A 24,024-nucleotide genomic window follows, 5' to 3' on the forward strand; every position below is an offset into this window, starting at 1 on the left:
TGTCCTGTTTCCTTCATTTTCGCTGGATTTCCTTCTTGTTCCAGGCCTGTATGCAGGGTAATCCTGCAATCTTCCTCTATATGAGATGCAAAAAACCAGCGCTCCTGTCAGCAGTATTCTGCATAAAACTGTTTTATATACTCCTCCACATCATGTCTTGTCTGCCTGAACGCCCCGTAAGTCTCCATCTTCAGGGATACCAGGGCACTCGCATACACCAGAGATTCCTCTATCGTCCTCTGGCTGCGCTCCGTTATGTAACTTCCAAAGGTGCTGTCGCCACGACCCGATCTGCCCGATAAGTTTCTGGGTCTCAGCGGGCAGGCGTAAAATTTCTGCCCGTCATAGACCAGTGCCTCCGAATTATGGGTGATCAGAACCTCTTTCGCTCCCCATGAGTGAATTAATTTTGCCGCCTCTCTTCTGTCCGTCAGTCCCGTTGTGATTTCGGCTTCCATCGCATCGAGTTTCAGGTACGTAACATAGGGGAGATATTTTTTCTTTTCCTCCCAGTCCCGGTAAGCCAGAGTCTCGCCTTCGGGACACCTGAGAAATCCCTGCAGATCACATGCCAGCTTTCCGCGCTTTGACAGATATTCAAACAAATCATTGTCCACCTGCCCCCTCATCACACCTGCAAGTTGATACACATCCGACTCAATGTCATCTGGAATATCATCTGTCGTGACCGGGTCTGCGATTCCTTTCAATACCGTTGACCTGCGCTCCCGGTCCTCACTGTGATAGATAACATGAAGTGACGTCGTCTCTTTGCTTGGCAAAACTGTCAGATCGTGGATGTAAACCGCCTGAGCCAGATACGCATCCTTCTCTGCAATCTTACACACACCACTCACATGTCTTCCGCTCGATATGGCGGCGTATGCCGTAAACATAAACGGGCCGCCGATCAATGTCTTCACCGTTCCGTCCGGATATTCGTCATAATCCACCTGTATTTGCCCGATTACATAGTTATCGTATTTTTTCATTATCCTCACCTCTCTAAATCGTTATGCCTGTTCTATACAATTTCTTACGCTTTGGCATATCTGTGTGTTAAACGGTGCAAACAGGTCGCTGTAATACTCGCACAGCCATACTCCCTGATAACCGGAATGTTTGATCGCCTTTATGGCCTCCTGAAGCGGCGCCTTCCCCCAGAACGGTGCCGTATGCATATCACCGCTTGAAAAAACCATCCGTTCTTTTTTATCCAGTGTTTTATACATATTGAAATCTGTAAGCCGCATCGCTTCAAATTCACCCATATTGTCATGGATATGCAGGTGCCTGAGACGTGGAAGACTGTCTGTTACCGCTTTCAGATAATCATATCCATAGTACTGCGATGATAAAAACAAATGTCCCAGATCCAGATTCATGCCGAGATTGTCATGATCGATCGATTCCACCATGTCAATCGTACGGTAAACATTTTCAATCTCAATATTCTCCAGTACCAGCGATACCCCGCGTTCTTTCGCATATTCTGCCGCATCCTTAACCACGGTTCTGAACAGTCTTTCCACACTGCTCTTTTTGCTGTCCTCCTCATTATGGATATTCAGCAGCGTACATCCAAGACTGCTGCACAGATCGATCGACGCAAACAACACCTTTTTCCGCAGTTCCCACTTATCCGGGTTCCGCAGGTCCAGTCCGTACGCCCCATGCGCCGTATAAGTCAGAGGATGCCCTGCAAATATCTCCCTGACATACTCTGCCACACACGGAATCAAGTTGCCGCCCATCATAAAGGGGTACGTTGATAAATTCAATTCACAGGCATTAAACCCATTTTCTTCAATCGTCCGCAGGTATCCGTCCAGATTCTCCAGACGGACCGACGGCGGCAGATTGACTCCCACACAGTATTCTCTCATTCTCATTCCCTCACTTTACTATACGAATACATTCCAGATCCAAATCCAGTGTGACTTCCTGTCCGTCATCAAAGCTCTTTGCCAGCTGCGGGTTGTACAGTTCAACCGTAACCGTATTTCCGGAGATATCGACCACATACTCAACCTTATATCCAAAATACGTTATCCTTATGATGTTCCCCGTGATGGGGCCCCTGCCCCCGTCAACCAGGCGGACCGACTCAGGACGTACCGACAACAAACATTCTTTGCCATCTTCCACGTTTTTCATCGCCCCGGGATTCGGTATTGTACAGGGAATCTCACCGATCTTCACATGGGCAGACCCGTCTGCATCCCGGCTTTTTAAGATACATGGGATATAGTTTGCCTTGCCGATAAAGTTTGCCACGAAAGAATCCTGCGGATATTCATAGATCTCCTGCGGCGTCCCAACCTGAGAGATCACGCCATCCTTCATAATCACAACTTTATCGGAGATCGCCATCGCCTCCGCCTGGTCATGCGTTACGTACAGACTGGTTATCCCAAGCCGTTTCTGAATGGCTCTGAGCTCATCTCGCATTGTCTCTCTGAGTTTCGCGTCGAGATTCGACAGCGGCTCATCAAACAGCAGAACACTCGGCTCAATAACGACTGCACGCGCCAGCGCCACACGCTGCTGCTGGCCACCGGACAGCTGATTCGGATAGCGGTCTGCCAGCTCCTTTATCTGCATCAGATCCAGAATTTTTTCCATTCTTCTGGCGATCTCTGTTTTGGGCACTTTCTTTACCTTAAGCCCATAGCAGATATTGTTGTACACCTTCATATGCGGAAACAGCGCATATGACTGAAATACCATGGAAATATCCCGTTTATTCGGAGGAACATTGGCAACCGGGCGGTCACCGATAAAAATTTCGCCCGAAGTCGGTATCTCAAAACCGGAGATCATGCGCAGCGTCGTTGTTTTGCCGCATCCGGACGGTCCGAGAAGCGTCACCATCTCACCGTCTTTGATCTCCAGGTCCACATTGTCTACTGCCGTAAAAAACTCCTGATTATTATCATGAGAAACAAACTTTTTGGTAATGTTCTTCAAGATAACACCATTTGAATTTTTGCTGAAATCTTTTGCCGGATTAACACTCATTATTTTAACCTCCTTCGCCTCTCACATCGTCTTCGTCATTTTTACTTTCCGCTGTCCACGCAGGTATCTCGGCTTGAATATGATATTTACGATCACGTTGATCACCCCTATGGCTGCAAGTATAAACACGATCATGACTGTGACCATCGCCGCAGCCCTGCTGTACTGACTGTTGCTGAACGCGTTGTAGACCCTCGCCGTGATCAGATTCCATTTTGGTGAAATCAGGAACATAACCGAACTGATCGCTGTCACAGAGCGCACAAATGCATATACCAGGCCGGAACGGAACGGCTGACTGAGCAGCGGCAGTGTCACTCTCCGAAAGGTGTAACCGGAATCCGCCCCCAGTATGGTGGACGCCTCCTCGATACATGGATCGATCTGCAGCAGCGTCGTTTTTCCCGCCTCGATACTCACCGGCATATTCCTGAGCACAAACACAACAACCAGGATCAGGCCTGTTCCGGTCAGCAAGAATGGTTCATTGTTAAATGACATAATATAGCTGATGCCGAGTACCGTACCAGGCAGCGCAAAAGTCAGCATGGAGATGAATTCCATAAGCCTCCTGCCCGGAAATTTCTTCGTGACAACCAGAAATGCAATGGCAATCCCAAGCACACCCGCAATGGGCGCCGCGTAAGTCGCCAGGACAACTGAATTCTTTACAGAATCCCAGCTGGTCTTGATAATATACTGGAAATGTTCAACTGTCAGATTAAAGTCCACGCCCCATGTCTTTACAAATCCTCCCAGGAGCACCGTTCCATACATCAGTATGATCAGAGCCGTCAGCAAAGCGCAAAAGACAAACAACGGCCATACAATGTGTTTCTCACTGATTTTTCTGCGCACCTGGGTCGGTTTTCCCGTCACTGTGACAAAAGACTTCTTGCTGATCCAGACGCTCTGTATGAAGAACGCAAGTATGGTCGGGACCAGGAGCATCACCGACAGCACTGCACCGCTGTGAAAATCGTACATGCCTGATACCTGATTGTAGACAGCGATGGCGAGCGTCGTAAATTTTCCGCCCAGAACTGCCGGGTTTGCAAAATCTTCCAGTGACTGAATGAACACTAAAAGAAAAGAACTTATAATACCGGGTGCGGTAAGCGGCAGTGTCACTGTCCAGAAAGTGCGTCCTCTGCCTGCACCCATATTGCACGCGGCATCTTCCACCGATGCATCGAGAGATTCCAGAATCCCCTGCATTGTCATATAGGCAACCGGAAAGAAGGACAGCGCCTGTACAATGATCAGACTTTTTAAACCGAAAATCTCTGAATCCAGAATTCCAAATAACCCCTTTGAAATAATACCCTGACGCCCAAATAAAAAGATCATCGCAAGCGAAAGCACGAAGGGCGGAGCGATAATCGGAATGGTGCCGATCATCTTAAAGAACCGTTTACCCGGCATCTCCGTCCGTATCATGGCAAAGGCAAATATGTATCCAACGACTGAAGAGATCAAAGCCACGATCAATCCCAGGACCATGGAATTCTTAAACGCTTCGATGTAAGCACTTGTCGATAACATTTTCCAAAAATAGGCAAGGCTGAACACCCCGTCCTCATTCACAATGCTCATCTTGAATATGTTATAAAGTGGAAATACCACAAATAATCCAAGAAAAACAAAGATAAGAATAATAGTCAGCAAAAGTGCAGGTTGTCGAAGGAGCATTTTAAAATTAGAAGATTTATTTTTTTTCATACAGTTACCCCTTTGTAAATTGGCTGATTCTTTAAATATGGAGCCAACCTTTTAGGATCGGCTCCATTTCATAGTGTTATGAAACCATATTGTCTGCGTTATCAACCTCATCCATGAAACGTTCGATCAGTCTGGTTTTATTTTCACCGCTCCAGATCTGATCATAATCAATCACATTTAATTCACTCAGAGGAGTCAGACCTTCCGTCACAGCTGCCTTTGAATTAACCGGGATACAAAAAGTACCTGCGTCAATCAGGGTCTCCTGTCCCCGGACAGAAGTCATCCAGTCAACAAACACTTTGGCATTTTCCACTTCTTCTTCCGGCCCTCCTTTGACGATGCCCATGGAGCCGATGTTCAGTCCCGCACCATCCTCCGGTGCAATAACTTCCACAGGATATCCCTGTGCAGTAGGTTTCAAACCATCATGTGTCATAGTCAGAGCGATTGCCGCCTCACCGAGCGCAACCTCCGTCGGTCCGGCTGTACCGGATTTTGTGTAATGGCGGATATTTCCATCCAGCTTTTTCAGATAATCAAACGCCTTGTCCTCTCCCCACATCTGACACAGGGTGGAAAGGTACATATAAGCAGTGCCCGATGACGACGGATGTGCAAAGACGATCTGGTCTTTGAATTCCGGCTTAAGCAGATCTTCCCAGGTTTCCGGGTAGTCCAGATTGTTTGCCTCAAACCATTCCGTATTTACTGCAAATGCGGTGACACCTACAAAATACGGGGTATAATAGCCTTCCGCTTTTTTGTAGTAAGCTTCATCCATATACTCCAGATTTGGCGTCTCGTACTGAATAAACAGATCGTCATCCTTAACAGACAAAAAGAGTTCCGCGTCGCTGCAGAAGACCATGGACACCTGCGGATTGTCCTTCTCCGCCAGAAGTCTGGTAAATGTCTCACTGGATGCCAGCTGCACATAATCCACATGGATTCCGGTATCAGCCTCAAATGCATCAAAAATAACAGAAGCCTGTTCCTCATTATAGGATGTATACATTGTCAATGATGTAGAGCTGTTTACTTTTTTTGCATCTTTGGATGCGGTATCTTTGTTCTCTTCTGCTGCTTCGGAACTGCCCTGCTTTTCAGTCGTATCCTCCTTTCCTGATGAACAGGCTGTCATAGAAAGTAACATTACACACAATACGCCTGCCAGAATTGATTTCCACTCTGCTTTCTTCATACGGTTTTCCTCCATTTTTTCTTTTTTCGTAGAATGTTTAACAGATTCCTCTCATTATCATTGGTACTTTTTCCCCATTCCTCCCATTCTATCTGTGTTCTTTTGTCTAAAATGGCTGTGTTTTAGCTTGCACAAAATATATCATATCGTCATTTTTAATAAAACCAAAAAACATTCTGATTTTTTCCATGTCTGTAGTATTTTACCGTTTTATTTCGAAATAATTCCGTATTTTATCTGATTGATTTTCCTGTGGTTTAAGGTATAATGACAAGTAGTTCTAATATTACATTATCATTGTGCCCCCTGCGATCCTGTGTTTAGCTGTACAACATTTCACCAGAAAGGATGTGGAAAGAATGTTTTACGCTCAACACCTGAATGAAGTCATTTCTATTTCACAGGAAGTCGCCTTTTTCGCCCGCATTTTTGTTGCATGTCTCTGCGGTGCGGCGATCGGATTCGAGCGCACTTCCCGTTTTAAGCAGGCGGGAGTCCGCACACACTGTATCATCGCCTGCACTGCCGCCGTGATGATGATCGTCTCCAAATATTCCTTTGCAGATCTTGGCGACGCATCCGGCGGATTTTTTTCCGGAACCCGCGGTGCTGACCCTGCACGTATCGCCGCACAGGTCGTAAGCGGGATCAGTTTTCTTGGGGCGGGAGTATTATTGAAAAAAGGAGATTCCATTAAAGGTCTGACAACTGCAGCAGGCTTCTGGGTCACCTCCGCCATCGGTCTGGCGATAGGATCCGGCATGTATTATGTTGGCCTCTTTACAACAGTGCTTGTGATTATACTGCAGATCATTTTGCACAGAGTACATATTGCAGGGGATGCGTCAGCTTACGAAATCGGTATTGTCATGCAGAATTCCATCGACTTACGCAATGGATTGATGCAGCGTCTTAAAGAAGAACACAGGAAGGTTACAGTCTGCAAGATCTCAAAGAACGAAGACGGTACCATGAACCTGCAGCTTTTAATAAAGTCCTCTGATCCGTTGTCTCTGGACCAGACGTTGGAATTGCTCGATTCTGAAGAATGGATTCGGTCGATCTCCAGGCAGTAAAAAGCAGCCTCCCCCGGGTTAACCCGGGGGAGGCTGCTTTTTACTGCTGTTGGCTGCCTGCATATTTATTTCTAAATTCACGCGGGCTTAAGCCCACTGTTCTTTTAAACACATATCCAAAATATTTTGCATCGCTGTACCCGGCTTTTTCTGCTACATCCAGAATGGATGAGTTGTTTTCCAGCAGTTCTTTTGCCCGCTCTATCCGAAAACCCGTCAGATAATCGATCAATGTTTTTCCAACCTCCCGGGAAAAAATGGTACTGAAATGACTCGGCGAAAATCCAACCTCCGATGCAACCCGAAACAGTGTCAGGGAAGAATCCATATAATGGTCATTGATGTATTGCATCGCATGCTGTACCTCTTCGGAATAGGAGGCTGCCGTATTCTGCTGTGTCGTGTTGTGATATGCGTCGTTGTAGGACTGGGACAGGCTGCCGAGACGGCCGACTATTGTTCCGATCTGTACCGCGTACTTCTTGTTGAGCTTTTTATACAGTTCATGCTGCAACGTCTGTGATGTTCCGTATGCGTTCTCCAGTACTTCTTCCTCCGAGGAACCTTTGACGATCGCAATAAACTGATTGGTGCCGCTGAGAAACCATATGATATCATTTCTGTTGCATAGTGTGTTGGCAATCAAAAACCTGATCTGCAGCAGCTCCTCATTCACTGTATCCGCAAGCTTCAGGTAGAGCACAATGTATTTCCGGGCAATAATATCGATTTCATATTTCTGTGCCAGTTCCAGAATACTGTTGAGCGGCAGGTCGCCTATCAGCAAATGGTTCAGAAAACTCTCACGCAGCATATCCGACTCAAAATCAATCTGCTCTTTCATCTGCTTCAAGTCCTGGAACTTGTGTTTCTCCTCGTCTATCCTTCTGCTGACCTCAGACAAAACTTCCAGCAGTCTCGCCGAGTCAAGAGGCTTTAGCAGATAGCAGTCCACACCTATGGAAATACACCGCTGGGCATATTCGAACTGATCATATCCGCTGATGATCACAATGTGCACAAACGGCAGTATCTTCTTAATGTGTGTGGATAAATCGATCCCATCCATGAACGGCATACAGATATCAGAGATGATAATATCCGGCCGCAGCTCCAGCAGCTGCGCCAGCGCCATCTCTCCATCCGACGCCTCCCCGCACACCGTGTAAAGATCCGGTTTCTTTTCAATTGCCTTGCACAGACCGCTTCTCATGATCGCCTCATCGTCAATGATAAATATACGTTTCATACTCGTTCTCCTCACAGGGTATCGTGAAATAAACTCTGGTACCACTCCCCAATATACTTTCCACTTTCAGACCGTCACTGTTGTAATATAGCTGTATTCGTTTATTTACATTTAAAAGTCCGATACTGTCTTCTTTATCACGATGCGATTTTTCCAGTTTCTGCCGAAGCGCCTCCAGTCTTTCCGGCTGCATTCCCCCTCCATTGTCCTCGACCGTAAATGTCATCGTACCATTATGGTTATCAGCACCTGAAATCCGTATCAGACCTTTCCCCGTAGAACGCTTTTCTTTTATTCCGTGGTAAAGGCTGTTTTCTACCAGGGGCTGTAATAGCTGTTTTAAAATACGATACTGATTCAATCCAGGATCGACCTGAATCTCGTATGTCAGAATATCATAATACCTGATATTCTGTATCTCCAGATAATTCTCAATATGTTCGATTTCCTTGCGCACAGGAATATAATCACCTTCAATTAAAGAAATCCGCAAAAAGGTTGTAAACGCCATGATGACTTTCACAACCTCCTCATTTCGCTCCTCCTCAGCCAGCCACACAGCTGTCTCCAGCGTATTGTAAATAAAATGTGGAGTGATCTGCGCCTGCAGAGCCCTCATCTCTGCTTTCTGTATTTCCCCCCGTACCTGGATACGGTAGTCAATCAGCTTGTCAAGCTGATCCGCCATAGAATTTAAGCTGTCCGTCAAAGATTCAAATTCAACGATTCCACTGTCCCTCAGCCGTACTTTCAGATTCCCCCTGGCAATCTGCGACGTCATCTCATTGAGTGCCAAAATAGACTTGTCGATACTGTTCTGCGTAGACCGGAAATCTTTTGTGACAAAAACAATAAAATAAGCAAGCACAGAACACATCCACATGGTCACGACGAGAGCGATATATTTCATCCTGCTGTTGAGCAGCGATATCGTAGAAGTCTCACTGGTGATGATATACTCCTCCAGCATATTGCATACCAGGTCTGATACATTCACGATCTCGTCATAGGTATGCTCATTATAAGACACGGCATCTCCTTCCATAATCTGTTGTTCCAGCTGCGCCACATATATTTTTAACGTATCAAGTGCACGCTGGGCAGCAATAATGTGTGTATTTTCATCCAGCTTCTCCAGGTTTCTGCTGACATCGCTGATGATGAACTCATGAGTACTTTCCTCCAGTGTGATTTTATTGGAAATAAGATCCCACAGCTCACTCATTAAATCTTCTTTGATACGGTCATGCTGTTCCACAGCATTTTCAATCTCCACGCTCAGCTGATTATATTTCATCGCTATATAGAAGATAAGAGCGACTAAAATGATGACCGGTACCACCGTGATGACCAGATAGACTCTGTGTGATTTTTCAAAAAAAGCTTTGATCCCGATCCTTTTGTCTTCCTTCTTTATGACGTGCTTTCTCATTCTTATGGTCTCATTCCTTTTTTACTCATCTCCTGATCAGAACCGTATTCGCCAAAAAAGTGACTGGTTCATGTTGATCATCATCCAGCAACAGTTGTATCGCCTGCACCGTAAGATCCCCTATTTTTTCCAGGTCGCACAGCATCAGACAATTAATTTTGCCTTCCTCGACCAGCCGGACGCTCTCCTGCGAACCGCCGACAGCAAATATTCGGACATCCTTTCCAGGCCGGACTCCCTGCTCCTCCAGCGCTGCGATTGCTCCCAGGGTCATAGCATCCCCCTGAGAAACGATCACATCCATGCTTCTCTGAGCACTGAAAAAGGCGTCCACAGCCTGAAACGCCCTGGATCGCATAAAATCACAGCACACCGTGTAGGGACTTTCAAAATATTCCATATCGTTCAGTGTATCCCTGAATCCACGGGAAATACGTTTTGAGGAATCCGCCTGCAGTGTACCGAATAACTCCATGATCACAGGCTTTTTCCCACATTGTTCGAACATCTGCCGGGTCATCTCTACGGCTGCCTGATAATAATCATAACCTATGTAATTAACATTCAGGTCTCTCGAAGACAGTTTGACTGACTTTTCGAGCGAAATGACAGGTATCCCTGCAGTATCCGCCTCCGCATACACAGAATCCCATCCTGTCTCTATGATCGGCGAAAATATAATGACATCCACCTGGTATACGATCAGTGAGCGCAGTGATGTTACCTGTGCCTCCTGTGTCCTCAGGGTGGGGATTGAAATGATCTCACCTCCCACCTTAACGATGGAATCCCTTATCACATATTGAAGCTGATCTCCCCAGTCATCATCTGTCGTGGTTGACACGAGGCCGACAATAAATGCCGCCTTCTTATCTGCATCAGCAGCACCTGGCTTAAAACATATGAAATATTCTGTGATCGTGATTGCCAGCAATACCGCTATCATAATAAATAAAACAAGACGCTTTCTCATAGGTATCCTCTAAATTCGCATTTTATCCATTTATAGATTTATTTCTGCATATATTATTTCATACTTTTTGTAAATATTCTACTGTTTTTCACACTCCTCAACTGCTTTTTTAAGCATTTTGTACGGAATGCCTTTACCTGATGACAATTTTTCCATCTTCTGCTATAATCAAACCTAGTCAAACAAGTAATAAGAAATTAAAGGATGATAGATGTCACACGGAGGGAACGAGACTATGTGGATTGCGGATGGCTGGAAAGACTATGAGGTGCTTGACACCTCAAAAGGAGAGAAACTGGAGCGCTGGGGAAAGTATATCCTTGTGCGGCCGGATCCACAGGTTATCTGGGATACACCGCAGAACAATCCTGGATGGAAAAAAAAGAACGGCCACTATCATCGCAGTAAGAAGGGCGGCGGTGAATGGGAATTTTTTCATCTGCCGAAACAGTGGACCATTCAGTACAAAGATCTTACTTTTAATCTGAAGCCGTTCAGCTTTAAACATACCGGTCTTTTTCCTGAGCAGGCCGCCAACTGGGACTGGTTCGGTGATAAAATCAAAAAATCAGGACGTCCGGTCAAGGTTCTGAACCTGTTCGCCTATACCGGAGGTGCAACGCTGGCCGCAGCAGCAGCAGGGGCAAGTGTCACACACGTCGATGCCTCCAAGGGGATGGTCAGTTGGGCGAAGGAAAATGCCGTCTCATCAGGTCTTGCAGAAGCCCCGATCCGCTGGATCGTCGATGACTGTGTCAAATTTGTAGAACGTGAAATCCGGCGCGGAAATCACTATGATGCCATCATCATGGACCCCCCCTCCTACGGACGCGGTCCAAAGGGCGAGATCTGGAAGATCGAGGAGGCAATTCACCCGCTGATCAAGCTGTGCGCACGCCTTTTGAGCGATAAACCGCTGTTTTTCCTGGTGAATTCTTATACCACGGGACTGGCGCCCGCCGTGCTGACTTATATGATCGCTACGGAATTAAAACGATTCGGCGGCACTGTTGACTCACAGGAAGTGGGACTGCCGGTAACTGACAGCGGACTGGTGCTGCCGTGCGGGGCGTCCGGACGGTGGGAACGGTAGATAGGCCAGTTATATTTATCACAGGAAACAAACATTTTAAAAACCGCTGCGAAACAGCAATATATTCTGACTGTTTTACAGCGGTTTTATCATTTCTTATTTACACACTCTATCTAATTGTAATAATAGATAAACTCATCTATTTTGTTTCCGGACTTCGTTACAGCAAGACTAATGCTTCCATATTCCTTCTCATAATTAACACTCTTTAATCTTGCGTTCAGATCGAATATATAATTTAGTTTCCATCCGTCATTTGTGAGTTTTGCGTTCGCCTGATTATAGCTTTCACCCAGATATACGCCGTAAAGTGTAACATTAATCCTTCCTTGATTCGACAAAGTATTAATGCAATTATACCCTTTGTTTACAGAAAAAAATATATACCCATCATCGATTCCATAATAATCGGGACCATAATAATATCCTCCCATTGAGTTCGAATTCTTTTCTATATTCCCCAATGCATTTGCAAGCTTATCCGGATGCTGAAAAAGATATCCCTTCAATTCTATCGTTTTTTTCTTTTTTCCATCTTGTCCGAAATAATAGGTTTGCCCGCTAACCTCCTGCCAGCCCGTCAGCATACGGCCGTATACTCCATCGGCTGTTCCTCCGGTTCGGGCTGGCCTTCTTCCGGAATTTACTCTTCTTCTGCATTCTCTTCCGGTTCCGTCTCCTGATTCTCCTCCGGCACTTCCGGTATCTCCGGCTCCGGCTTTTCCCCTTCCTATACTTCTTGCCTTTCCGTCAATATCCTATCTTCCGCAGCAAAAACACTTCCGGTGCTTCCCAGCACCATTATTCCGCTTAACATCCCGGCCAGCCATCGTTTCCATAGATTTCTTCTCTTCATACGTAATTCCCCCCCAATCATCCAAATAAGACAGTAAAATTACAGCTCAACTACTTTTTATAAGCCGCCACGATCTCCGCAATATACATCACATGATAATCCTTATCCGGATACCACTTCTCATCGATCCATGCTTCCCTGAAAAGCTCCGGCCTGATGTTGTCTTCATACAGCTTTTTGCACACGAACACCAGACTGCTCTCCTCAAACGTGGGCTGCCCCTCCACCGTCTGCACATGGAAACCGACCGCCTTTATCTTATCCTCATCCCGTCCGGACACGCTGCCGATATGACCCATTTCTTTTTTATACCCGCCTCCAAAGAATGACAGTGTAAACATCTCCCCGGCATCAATGAATTCCTTCGTGTACCGCTGCGGACGAATATAGATTGTCGCAACATTTTTGCCCCAGAGCACGCCGACTCCGCCCCAGGATGCTGTCATGGTGTTGACCACCCCGTCTTTCCCGGCAGTCACGAGCATCCACTCGTCCCCGATCATCTGAAATGGATTTTTTGCGATATCTTTTACATCTGTTTTCTGAAATGCCATAATAACTCCACCTTTCTTATGATAATGTTTCATTAGTTCTTCCTGCTTTACCCCTGCGAATCAACACCCCGGATTTCCATCACAATCTGCACCGGTTTTTTCACCCCGTCAATCTGCGCAAGCTCCACCGTCTCATCTTCCGTTTCAAAATAATACGTTGCCACACAGTTGTCCGCGCCGTCTGAACCCTGAAGTTCCAGCACATACTCTCTTTCTTTTGTCACCGGGATGTCTTCATCAATCACCCGGTACATACTCTCTTCCTTCACGAGTCCGCGTGTCGGCATCTCTCTCTCATAGACCACCTCCTGTGTCTCATGATCCAGAATCCGGATACTCATCGTCGCATCATTGATCCGGTTGTGCATGCCGAACCGCACCTTTATGCTCTCTATGGCATCGCCGTCCGCGGTGAACACCTGCCGGACACTTGCGGTATCCGTGATATTGACGGTCTCGCACTCAGCCGCTTCCACCTGTGTATTGTCTGCAAAGATCACCTCTCCTTTTACGGCAGATGCCAGACAGATTCCCGCCGGGATCAGGAAAGCGGCGGCTCCTGCCAGAAACGTGACCCTGAGATAATTCATCATATGATCCGGGACCTCCGTCTTTCGCACGGTCTGATATTTCGGATGGTTAAACACAAAAAACACCAGCAGTATCACAAAAATACAGGTTCCCAGATTTACCAGATTGCTGTAGCCATACACGTCTGCCATGGATGTGGCAAATGACCGCTCTCCGATCAGGAATTTGAAAATCCCGCTTTTCATCATCGTCTGGTCTGCGATGCCGCTCCACTGATTCACGCTGAATATATAGAGTGCAACGACAAATATATTTGTGACCAGCACAAACATCTTGCCGTTTCTGTTTCGGAAGATGCTGAGTACCAGGAACGGAATCATGACCAGAAACCACTGCGGATTCCATCTGGAAAATGCAAAGATCGTAAAGCTGACCCCCGTCGCAAAATACAGTGCCCAGGCGACCAACTCATCGAGAAGCACGGGCTTTTTAATATATGCCCACACCATCAAAAATGCTCCCATTCCCAGTATCAGGCTGATTCCGGAAATATAACCGAACTCAAAGCCGTTATCCACGAAGCTGAGCGCGTGAAAGCCAAGCACACACCGATAGAAATACGGCGAACCCATATTAGGTATGATCTCGAGCAGCACGGGGGCTATGCCGACCAGGGCATACAGGGCCAGTTTCCGGAATTTCTTTTCCTTCAGCACCAGCAGTACAGCGAAATATGCCAGTGCCTGGTATTTAAAGGTTGCCGCGATTCCCAGGAACAACGCAAACCTGAAAAGACCGCCCTTAACATAATAATACAGCCCGAGCACCATAAAAAATACCATAAAAATATCATACTGGCTGAAAATAAACTGACTGTACACCGCGATCGGACAGATCAGAAACGCAAACTTACATATTTTAGACTTTTCCTCGCCAAAACCGATCAGCATTCCGATCTTATAGATCAGATGTGCCGTCACAAAGTATAAAATAACCGGCAGCAGCTTATACCACATCAGGTTCAGCAGCGCATCCTGGAGGATGAATCCGGGCACGCGCCCCAGCAGATACAGCGGGAGATTCCAGATGGCGAATGCCAGGAACGTGCTGGGCAGGTAATTGGCGTAGAATCCCTGTGACTGCTCATAACTCGCCTTATAAAAATCCTGGAAGAATCCCCTGTAATACAAAAAGGAACGATTCCCCGTCACGATAATATCGCCTTCAAAAAAGGTGACAAACAAAAACGCCAGAATCAACAGTGAAATGATCCAGTCCAGCCTGCTAAGCTTCTGCATACTGACCACCGGCAGGTCTCTCATCCAATTGATCTTCTTAATCTTCTCTTTCATTTCCATCCCCACACTCATCATCAAAATTCAACCGCTCTTCCTCTACCACGAGCGGACGATCCAATACCCGTGTATTGATGCTCAGCACATATTCTCCCAGAAAACCGATAAAAAACAGCTGCAGTGCTCCCAGAAAAAAGATACCGATCAGCATCGGCGCAACCCCCGCGGAAAAACGGTCCCAGTACATGATCTTCAGGACCAGATAAAAAATCCCCGCAAGAAAGCTGATTCCGGATACAAAGAATCCCAGGAAGGTAGCCAGCCGCATCACAACCTTGGAGTAAGAGGTAATACCAACCATCGCATAATCATACAGGCTGTAAAAGTTATTCTTACTTTTCCCGGCTCTCCGCTTCTGCTGTGTATAGGGTAACGCTTCGTAGTCAAAGCCAAGCTCTGCAATGATGCCGCGAAGGTAAGGCATCGGGTCATGCAGATCCCGTACCACATCCACAAATGCCTTGTCATACAGCCCAAATCCGGTAAAGTGCTCGATATGATCAATATCCGTAATCTTCCGGATCAGCTTATAGTAGCAGGACCGTATCCAGTACATCAGCTTCTTCTCCTTACTCGACTTCTTAACCCCGATCACGATCCTGTGTCCTTTTTCCCAGGCACGCACGAAATCCACGATCATACTCACCGGATCCTGAAAATCCGCACACATACGGATCACACAGTCTCCTGTGGCCTGCTTCAGCCCGTGCACCGGCGAACGCATCTGCCCGAAATTGCGGGCGTTAAAGATCGCCTTGACCTTTTTATGTTCCTCACAGATCTTCCTGAGTTTTATCCGCGTCGTGTCTTTGGAATGATTATCGATAAAAATAATTTCGTAGTCATATTCGGAAAGCTGCTGTTCCAGAATATCCGTGATCGCCTTTGTAAGCGGCGCGACATTCTCCTCTTCATTATACGTGGGAATTACTACTGATATTTTCTTTTGCATGATGATATTCTCCTTAACCACTCTGCCGTCTCCCTGATCCCCTTCTCAAAGGAATATTCCGGCATGAATCCGGTATCTTCGGTCAGCGTGCGGATATCCGCACACAGGTTCATGACCGCGCCCTCCGGGTATTTGCGTCTGCCGATCCCCGGTATGATTCCCGGATCCACGGCATCCCGCATAGCATAGATATATTCAGAAAGCCGTCTTGCCCTTCCGCTTCCGACACAGTAGACAGCCTGATCTCTGCCCTTCTCCCCTATTAAATAAAACGCATTTCCGGCGTCCCTGCTGTACAGATAATCCCAGCGCTGTTCTGCCTTCGTAAATTCTGTCGCTTCCCCGTTCAGCATTTTGCGGAGACCCTCTGAGATCATCGACGACTCCTTGTCATAGATGCCGTAAACGCTGAAAATCCTGGGCCAAATGCACTCAAGCCCCAGCTCTTTCGCACAGGCAAACGCAAGTTTCCCGGCAGCCAGTTTGCTGATTCCGTATGGTGTCCGGGGGTTCTCCGGCGCGTCCGGTCCGATCGCCGTAAGATCAAGCACTCCATACTCCGCCTGAGAACCGGCGCCGATAAAACGGCGGCATCCCAGCTCTTTTGCAGCTTCTGCTGCATCAAGCGTATACCCGATGTTGTCACTCTGCAGCCGGACACTTTGATTTCTCGCCGCACCGGTATGTCCCCATGCGATGTGATAAAAAGTATCGCACTCCTGCCCGATCAATCCCGGCAGACATTCCATATCTGCAAGTTCACACGGCACAACATGCAGCTTTTCATGACATGGCAGGCGCCAGAGCTTCCCGCTTCCCACCCGCACAACCGCATAGACTTCGATTCCATGTGCCAGACACACTTCAATCAGCGCAGCGCCGATCATACTGGTCGCTCCCGTCACTACAATTCGTTTCATAGCTGTACTCCTTCATCCACAAGCGGAATCCACATATTTTCCCTCAGCTCTTCCCGTTCCAGAAAAGGGTACATATCTTCAAGAGGGGCAGAGAACATACTGCCGCCTGGAAGCCGCCTGGATGCCGTCTTCGGCTGTGTATACTGCTTCTTCGTGACAAATACCTCGCAGATAACAGCACCTTCCTGACCGAGAACTTCTGTGAGATCCTGTTTCAGGCTCTCACTGCTCTTCAGACTTCTGTAGGGAAATCCATATGCCGCAGCAAGCTTCTCCAGTCTGGGAAAGCTCAGGTCACCGCTCTCCTCACCCACTCCGACCAGCGGTTCACCGAAGAAACTCATCTGTGTCTGGCGAATCGAATGATAGCCCTCATTGTTGATTACAAACAATTTCACTGGAAATCTGTTATGCCGGATTGTCTGCAGTTCCTGCAGATTCATCTGCAGGCTTCCCTCGCCGGTCACACAGACCACCTCGCCGCCGGATGCCCGTGCCACGCCGATTGCGGCGGGCAGACAGTAGCCCATAGACGCCGTATTGGGATTTGTGATAAATCGCTGTCCCTTTTTGATCACCGCACTCTGACTTGCGGCAACCCGTGCAGTCCCGACACTGACCACCAGATTGGCCCCTTCTTTCAAAAGACTCGTCATCTCATGGCAGAATGCGTAGATATTGGTGCGCCCATCCTCCAGTTTCCGGTAGTGTTCTTCCGTCACAACCGGATAGCGCTCCTTCCACCTGCGGCACTGCGCCTTCCAGTCCGTACCCTGAAACAGTGGTACCTCCGGCGTACATTTTGCTTCTCGCAGACATTGAAGGAGCATCTGAATCAGATCAGCCGCATCAGCCACGACAGGAAGATTCACATGGAGGTTCGGTTTCTTCAGCTCCTCCCCGTCGATATCGTTTAAGATCGTATACGCTTCCCGAGCCCAGCTCTGGTACTGGAAACCGGTCTGCAGAAGGCTCTGCCTGCTGCCGATGGACAGCAGCAGGTCACTGTTCTGTACTGCAAAATTGCCTGCGCGGTCACCTGTTCCGCCGTTTCTTCCGACATACAGCGGATCAGCAGTCTCCATCGCATCCACACTGCTCATTCCGGTCACCACCGGCACGCCCAGCCGCCCTGCCAGTTCATGAAAACTATCCATGGCGCCCGCCAGACGGACGCCATTTCCGACGAACAGCACCGGACGGGATGACTGCCTGATTTTATCCAGAATCTTTTTGGCCGTCCGGCGGCTCACTTTCCCGCACTGCTGCCCGGCATCCTCGGAAGGATCGTATCCCCGCAGCTCGTCTGTCTGCACCACGGCGCCCTGCACATCCAGCGGCAGGTCAAGCCATACCGGACCGGGCCGCCCGCTTACTGCCAGGTACATTGCCCGTTCCAGGTGATACCGGATATCCTTTGCATCTGTGACCATCACCGCATACTTCGTCATGGGAGCAACCGACTGCACAATGTCATACTCCTGCACGCCCATGGTGCGCAGCGCAAGCCCTGTGCTTCTCACCGTAGTCGCATACCGCACCTGACCCGAAAATACCAGCATCGGTATTGAATCTGTCCAGGCACACAGCACCCCGGTGATAGCGTTGGTGGCCCCCGGTCCGGAAGTCACACACACAGCTGCCATACGGTTATCGACCCGGGCGTACGCCTCCGCCGCCATCGCCGAAGCCTGCTCATGGTGATGATACGTGCAGCGAAGCCTGCCATGATGTCCAAACGAATCGTTCAGATGCATCGCACCTCCGCCCGTCACCGTAAATACATCACAAACTCCGCTGTCAGCGATCGTATCCGCTATATAATCAGAAACTTTCTTTTTCATAATATTCCCATCCCTCTACTGATAATCCGGACACCTGTTCTCACAGACCATCCGCTTGCCGGAGGCCTGTACCGGAATCTCATCCACATACGTCACGTCGATGACCGCTTCCTCGCCCAGATAGCGGCGGTAAGAATCTACCACGGCATTTTCATCAATCTTATCCCGGTCGGCATTTAAGAGCAGCTCATACCGCTTTTTCTCCCACTGAATACATTTTGCCTGGTGGACAATCCCTTCCAGATTGATCAGCACATTCATAAATACGTGAATCGACAGCGGTTCTCCCTTACAATTGTACATCAGGGACCCCCGGCGTCCGTAGATTTCTTTGAAAATCCCATGTTTTCTTCCCTCTTCATCAACACTTACCTCCATGATCCCGGTATCGCCTGTATCATAACGGATCATCGGAAACGCCCGGTTATAATAGTCCGTCACCACGATCCTCCCCGGCTCCCCGGGCGCTGCCGGCTTATCACTGTCGAGCTTCAGGATCTCAATATAGAAATTGTAGAGGTCTATGGTGTAATCATTCCGTCCCGGAAGTGCGATCGCGATAAATCCGTTTTCATTATTTCCATAGGAACGCACGGGACGGAAACCAAAGATATCGGTCAGATCGTCAAAAGTTGCATCCGGCAGCGCCTCGCCCATTGAGAATACCATTTCCACATCCCACTTCGATACATCGATATGTTTCCGTCTGATATAAGCGGCGAGCGCAGTCAGTGCACTGGAATAGCTGACCAGCACCTGAATCCTCTGTTTTCTGATGGTCCCGCAGATATCTGCAAGCGCGTCATCCCCCATGTTGGATATGTCGATCATAATCAGGTTATTTTTGAAAGATTTCCATTTGCTGATGGTGTTCTTTCCCTCAATCCACACACGGAACTCCCCGCGTTTCATCCCCATCCGGAACCCGTTCAGCTCCATGCAGGAAATAAAATTCATGTTGATGCGGTTCATCTTGTCCCCGTCGCAGAGCACCGTAAACGGCGCTCCGGTCGATCCGCTCGTGGACAGGCGATATGTCTTCTTCTCCTCCCCCTGATAGGAATCACAGAGAATCTCAGAAAAATGCGCGTTGTAATCCGCTTTATTCATCACCGGAAATTCACTGAGGTTTTTGGCATCCGCACAGTGTGCCCGGTAATACGCCGAGCTGTCTTTCGCGTATTCGAGCAGCGTATGCAGCCGTCTTTTCTCATACTCCTCTGTGATGCCATCCACGATCTCCCGTTTATTGACTGTTTTCAGTTTCTCAAGCTTTCTGCCCTTTACGGCGTCGAGCAGATTGAATGCGGTCCTCCGCAATCGTTCACCAGCCTGCATTCCCTACACCTCTTCTATCTTTTTCGTTTGTCGTTTCCTCAATTTTGCAAGTCCCAAAGCTGTCACGGCAAGCACCCGCACAACATTTGCCGCCAGCACTGCACAGGAAAATCCCATTATTCCATACTGTGCTGTCAGCCAGAGTACCAGCACCGTCATCAGGATCAGATGCCCTGCCTGAAGGATCAGCTGCCATTTCTCATCGGTAAATGTCAGTACAAGAATGAACAGGAATGCCGAGAACATTCCCAGCACCTGCGTCAGGTTTACGACCGTCACCAGTCCCTGTATTGCCTCATACAGATCCGGATACAGCAGTTTTACAAATACTGGCGTTGCGATCTGGCAGAAGAAAAAGAACACGAGACTGACACTGCAGCCAGCCAGCACTGCCCTGGCAAATTCCTTTCTGCACAGCGTGTGCTCCCTCCTGGTCAGATACGAGATCACAATCGTGTTGACAGGCGCGATCAGCAGCACCATCGTCTTTCCGATCAGGGATACGACATAATACTGAGTGACCGCGACATTTCCGATCATATATTTCAGCGCCACGCGGTCCATATTCAGTGTCACATTTGTGATCAGATAGGACAGCATCAGGAAAAATCCGCGCGAACATGCCACTTTAAAGGAATCACTCTTCACAAAAAACTGCCGGAACACCGAGCCGGTAACCGATACGTAGATCAGACTGGCCGCCTCACCCGTCAGGAAAATCAAGAACCAGACATCCGTCAGCCAGTACAGACCGAATCCGGCGATATACCCAATGCTCATCACCAGGTAATAGACAAAGAATCTGCGATAATTCAAATTCAGACGGTATTCCACATCACCATAATACCGGAAAGTCGTCAGCATCAGCAAGAGCAGCGTCAGTATAATTGTTCCGCCACCGGTCATAAAACGGATGGAGGCGAGAACCGCAATCACACTGCCGATACATCCGAACAGCAGCAGTGAGCGGTCATAATCCCCGTTCGTCACCGCAAACGTCCTGCGGACCACGAGCCGGCTCGTGTTGAGTGACTGCCCGATCGACGGGCAGAGTATGCTGACAAGCCCCATGATATACAAAAGGCCGCCCATCTGATCCGCCCCCATATGGCGGTTCAGCAGCGGATAGATCAGCAGCTGCAGCACGCCGTTCATCAGCAGCATGCCGCCCATCGTATATACCGTATTTCCCAAAATCTGTTTCTTCTGCGTCTCTCCCACGCCCTGTTACCTGCTTCCCTTCCGGTCCTGATATTCTTCGCACCGGTTTTCAATATATTTTCTCTTTCCGGACTGCAGCACCGGAATCTCATCCACAAATTCAATCGAAAGCTCTGCCCGCTCGCCCAGATACGGCGAAATCCGCTGTGTGATGTCTTCTAAATTCATCTGCTCTCTGTCGCCGTTCAGCCACAGTGTATATTTCATCAAATCCTCCTGGATAAAACGGAACTGCTTCACCCCGCGCACATCCCACATGTTGTTCGTGATAATATACGGAGTCAGTGCCTTACCGTCGCAGTCATAAATCAGATCGCTTCGCCTGCCGTAAAGCTCCGTCAGATAGAGCTTATACTTTCCATTTTTTACTTTCCTGGACGCCACCGCAGTATCCCCGTTATCATACCGCAGGATCGGGAACGCGTAATTGTACAGATCCGTGATCACGATACGCCCAAGCTCGCCGGGTGCCGCAGGCTCATCACTGTCCATCTTCAAAATCTCATAGTAGTAGCTCTCTGTATCGATCTGATACCCCTCATCTTCTTTGTTCTGAATACCCATAATACCGTTTTCTTCATTGGAGTACCAGGCCCTCACCGGACAGCCGAACTGCTTCTGCAGCTTTTTTCGGAAATCAGGCGCCATGGCCTCCGAGATCGGGATGATGGATTTCACTCTGAATTTCGAAGTGTCCACCTGATGATCAGAAATGTAACGGCTGATCTCCTGAAGCGCCGAGGAATAGCCCACCAGACATTTCACACGCTTCCCGCGAATGGTATTAAGCATCCTCGCCAGCCCCTCGTCATCCATGTTGGAGCTGTCCATCATAATCATATTTTCCATCAGAAGCGACAGCCGGCTTTTCTTAACATTGTTGACCCACACGCGGATAAACGCTTCCTTCATGCCGATATAATATCCGCCCACCGCACCCAGAAAGATGCCGCCTGCCGTGTTGTGGCAGATCTTATCTCTATTCTGAACCATGGACAGAGGGGTCCCGGTGGAACCGCTGGTGCACATGATACGGTTGTCCGGCGCACCTTTATGTACCGAAGATAGAAACGCATCGTACTGATCACGGAAGGTATCTTTATTTACCACCGGCAGTTCGGAAAGCCCGCCCTCCGGATCATAGTCCTTATAGAATTCCGTCGTCTGCACGGCGTGCCTGATCAGTTTACGAATCTTCTCTTCCGTCTCTGCCAGAGATGTCCCTCCATAAAAACCGCTGCGTATCTGGTCATAGTATCTGCGCACAGGCGCACCACGAAGCTTATCAAGCGTCCAGAATCCAAACCATCTTAATTTTTCATCAAATGACATTCGTCATCCTCCCAAATCATGCTTCTTTCAACACTTTTATCATATAATCAATCATCTCATCCGTCATCCCCGGATAGACACCGATCCAGAATGTATCCGTCATAATGCGGTCCGTCACGGTCAGTTCTCCCGGCACCCGGTAGCCGCGGCCCTCGGCACGCATCTGATCAAAGCACGGATGCCTGATCAGATTGCCGGAAAACAACATTCTCGTCTGAACGCCTTTCTTTTCCGCATACTGTACGACTGCATTGCGGTCCACACCTTCCCTGCAGGTGATCAGAAAGCCAAACCAGCTCGGGTCGGAATTCTCACACGCCTCCGGAAGGATGAACTTCTCCTGCGCATCGGCAAGCCCCGCCCTCAGGCGTGCAAAATTTTCCTTTCTGCGCGCCACAAAGGATGGGAATTTTTCCAGCTGAGCACAGCCCACAGCCGCCTGCATGTCGGTCGCCTTCATATTATATCCAAAATGTGAGTACACATATTTGTGGTCATATCCCAGGGGCAGTTCCCCGTACTGCCTGTCAAACCGGTGTCCGCAGAGGTTATCACAGCCCGACGGACAGACACAGTCGCGTCCCCAGTCCCGGAAAGAACGAACAATCTTGTGCAGCAGCGGATTATCTGTGTACACCGCGCCGCCCTCACCCATCGTCATATGATGCGGCGGATAGAAGCTGGACGTTCCGATATCACCGATCGTCCCGGTAAGCTTTGTCTCGCCATCGATCGTATAAGTGCTGCCGAGCGCGTCACAGTTATCTTCAATCAGCCAGAGTCCATGCGTATCACAGAAAGATCTCACCGCTTTCAAGTCAAACGGATTACCCAACGTGTGAGCGATCATCACCGCCTTACTCTTATCAGAGACAGCCCCTTCAAGCTTTGTCACATCGATATTGTACTGCGGAATCGTCACATCCACGAATACCGGCACCGCACCGTACTGAATCACCGGAGCCACCGTCGTCGGGAATCCTGCCGCAACCGTGATGATCTCATCTCCCGGTTTTACCTGACGATCACCGAGAAGCGGTGAAGTCAGCGCCATAAATGCCAGCAGATTGGCGGAAGAACCCGAGTTCACCAGGGAACAGAACCTTATCCCCAGATATCTGGCAAAATTCTCTTCAAACGCATTCGTATACCGCCCGGATGTCAGCCAGAACTCCAGTGCACTGTCCACCAGGTTCGTCATCTCTGTGCGGTCATAAACACGGGAGGCATAAGGAATACGGTCTCCCTCCTCAAAACATTTCATCTTATTATGATATTTATCACAGTAAGCGCCCACCATCTGCAGAATCTGCTCTTTCGCTTCCTGCTCTGTCATTTGTTCAAACATCTT

General features: G+C 48.4%; 21 protein-coding genes. 2 read left to right on the forward strand and 19 right to left on the reverse strand.

Features of this window, described 5'->3' with window-relative positions:
- Window positions 1–107: 107 nt before the first annotated feature.
- The 5 genes from MCG98_RS02000 to MCG98_RS02020 form a co-directional block, all read right to left on the reverse strand.
- On the reverse strand, window positions 108–992 hold the full coding sequence (locus tag MCG98_RS02000; protein ID WP_240300197.1) for a PfkB family carbohydrate kinase: 885 nt from the start codon (window positions 990–992) through the stop codon (window positions 108–110).
- Window positions 993–1,013: 21 nt separating this feature from the next.
- A complete protein-coding gene (locus MCG98_RS02005; RefSeq protein WP_240300198.1) occupies window positions 1,014–1,886 on the reverse strand; it encodes a sugar phosphate isomerase/epimerase family protein in 873 nt (290 codons plus the stop codon).
- Window positions 1,887–1,896: 10 nt separating this feature from the next.
- Window positions 1,897–3,021 carry an ABC transporter ATP-binding protein gene (locus MCG98_RS02010; protein ID WP_240300199.1) on the reverse strand — a complete coding sequence of 375 codons (1,125 nt, stop codon included), beginning with the start codon at window positions 3,019–3,021 and terminating at the stop codon, window positions 1,897–1,899.
- A gap of 21 nt (window positions 3,022–3,042) precedes the next feature.
- Complete coding sequence (locus MCG98_RS02015) at window positions 3,043–4,743, reverse strand: iron ABC transporter permease (RefSeq protein WP_240300200.1); 1,701 nt, start codon at window positions 4,741–4,743, stop codon at window positions 3,043–3,045.
- A 76-nt stretch (window positions 4,744–4,819) separates the two neighbouring features.
- Entirely contained in the window at window positions 4,820–5,947 is a 1,128-nt protein-coding gene (locus MCG98_RS02020; RefSeq protein ID WP_240300201.1) for an ABC transporter substrate-binding protein, read from the reverse strand.
- 359 nt (window positions 5,948–6,306) lie between these two features.
- On the opposite strand from MCG98_RS02020, the gene MCG98_RS02025 reads away from it, so the two are divergent.
- A complete protein-coding gene (locus MCG98_RS02025) occupies window positions 6,307–7,023 on the forward strand; it encodes an MgtC/SapB family protein (protein WP_240300202.1) in 717 nt (238 codons plus the stop codon).
- A gap of 40 nt (window positions 7,024–7,063) precedes the next feature.
- On the opposite strand, the gene MCG98_RS02030 is transcribed toward MCG98_RS02025, so the two are convergent.
- From MCG98_RS02030 to MCG98_RS02040, 3 genes are read right to left on the reverse strand one after another with little or no spacing between them, the layout of a single operon-like run.
- The gene (locus MCG98_RS02030) at window positions 7,064–8,272 is read right to left on the reverse strand and encodes a response regulator (protein WP_240300203.1); all 1,209 of its coding nucleotides are present in this window, start codon (window positions 8,270–8,272) and stop codon (window positions 7,064–7,066) included.
- The gene (locus tag MCG98_RS02035) at window positions 8,250–9,704 is read right to left on the reverse strand and encodes a sensor histidine kinase (protein ID WP_240300204.1); all 1,455 of its coding nucleotides are present in this window, start codon (window positions 9,702–9,704) and stop codon (window positions 8,250–8,252) included. The genes MCG98_RS02030 and MCG98_RS02035 overlap by 23 nt, the downstream gene beginning before the upstream one ends.
- 25 nt (window positions 9,705–9,729) lie before the next feature.
- A complete protein-coding gene (locus tag MCG98_RS02040; RefSeq protein ID WP_240300205.1) occupies window positions 9,730–10,677 on the reverse strand; it encodes a substrate-binding domain-containing protein in 948 nt (315 codons plus the stop codon).
- A 235-nt stretch (window positions 10,678–10,912) separates the two neighbouring features.
- On the opposite strand from MCG98_RS02040, the gene MCG98_RS02045 reads away from it, so the two are divergent.
- Entirely contained in the window at window positions 10,913–11,770 is an 858-nt protein-coding gene (locus MCG98_RS02045) for a class I SAM-dependent methyltransferase (RefSeq protein ID WP_240300206.1), read from the forward strand.
- Between the two features lie 113 nt (window positions 11,771–11,883).
- Here MCG98_RS02045 and MCG98_RS02050 read toward each other — a convergent pair whose 3' ends face one another.
- The 11 genes from MCG98_RS02050 to rfbH form a co-directional block, all read right to left on the reverse strand.
- Entirely contained in the window at window positions 11,884–12,357 is a 474-nt protein-coding gene (locus MCG98_RS02050) for a hypothetical protein (RefSeq protein WP_240300207.1), read from the reverse strand.
- Window positions 12,358–12,500: 143 nt separating this feature from the next.
- On the reverse strand, window positions 12,501–12,626 hold the full coding sequence (locus MCG98_RS18800) for a hypothetical protein (RefSeq protein WP_275891200.1): 126 nt from the start codon (window positions 12,624–12,626) through the stop codon (window positions 12,501–12,503).
- A gap of 50 nt (window positions 12,627–12,676) precedes the next feature.
- The gene (locus MCG98_RS02055) at window positions 12,677–13,180 is read right to left on the reverse strand and encodes a flavin reductase (protein ID WP_240300208.1); all 504 of its coding nucleotides are present in this window, start codon (window positions 13,178–13,180) and stop codon (window positions 12,677–12,679) included.
- Between the two features lie 47 nt (window positions 13,181–13,227).
- Window positions 13,228–15,063: a hypothetical protein gene (locus tag MCG98_RS02060; protein WP_240300209.1), complete on the reverse strand. Its 1,836-nt coding sequence runs from the start codon at window positions 15,061–15,063 to the stop codon at window positions 13,228–13,230.
- On the reverse strand, window positions 15,047–16,018 hold the full coding sequence (locus tag MCG98_RS02065) for a glycosyltransferase family 2 protein (RefSeq protein ID WP_240300210.1): 972 nt from the start codon (window positions 16,016–16,018) through the stop codon (window positions 15,047–15,049). The genes MCG98_RS02060 and MCG98_RS02065 overlap by 17 nt, the downstream gene beginning before the upstream one ends.
- Window positions 15,997–16,938: an NAD(P)-dependent oxidoreductase gene (locus tag MCG98_RS02070; protein WP_240300211.1), complete on the reverse strand. Its 942-nt coding sequence runs from the start codon at window positions 16,936–16,938 to the stop codon at window positions 15,997–15,999. Before MCG98_RS02070 ends, MCG98_RS02065 begins: the two co-directional genes overlap by 22 nt.
- Window positions 16,935–18,782: a thiamine pyrophosphate-binding protein gene (locus MCG98_RS02075; protein WP_240300212.1), complete on the reverse strand. Its 1,848-nt coding sequence runs from the start codon at window positions 18,780–18,782 to the stop codon at window positions 16,935–16,937. The genes MCG98_RS02070 and MCG98_RS02075 overlap by 4 nt, the downstream gene beginning before the upstream one ends.
- Before the next feature lie 15 nt (window positions 18,783–18,797).
- A complete protein-coding gene (locus tag MCG98_RS02080; protein ID WP_240300213.1) occupies window positions 18,798–20,120 on the reverse strand; it encodes a phenylacetate--CoA ligase family protein in 1,323 nt (440 codons plus the stop codon).
- 3 nt (window positions 20,121–20,123) lie between these two features.
- Window positions 20,124–21,341, reverse strand: coding sequence for a hypothetical protein (locus tag MCG98_RS02085; RefSeq protein ID WP_240300214.1), 1,218 nt, complete (start codon window positions 21,339–21,341; stop codon window positions 20,124–20,126).
- A gap of 6 nt (window positions 21,342–21,347) precedes the next feature.
- Window positions 21,348–22,673 (reverse strand): phenylacetate--CoA ligase family protein, encoded by a 1,326-nt coding sequence (locus MCG98_RS02090; protein ID WP_240300215.1) that lies wholly within the window; start codon window positions 22,671–22,673, stop codon window positions 21,348–21,350.
- Between the two features lie 16 nt (window positions 22,674–22,689).
- Complete coding sequence (gene rfbH / locus MCG98_RS02095; protein ID WP_240300216.1) at window positions 22,690–24,021, reverse strand: lipopolysaccharide biosynthesis protein RfbH; 1,332 nt, start codon at window positions 24,019–24,021, stop codon at window positions 22,690–22,692.
- Between the last annotated feature and the right edge of the window lie 3 nt (window positions 24,022–24,024).

Origin of the sequence: Ruminococcus sp. OA3, assembly GCF_022440845.1 — a bacterium.
In the GTDB taxonomy this organism is placed as follows: domain Bacteria; phylum Bacillota; class Clostridia; order Lachnospirales; family Lachnospiraceae; genus Ruminococcus_G.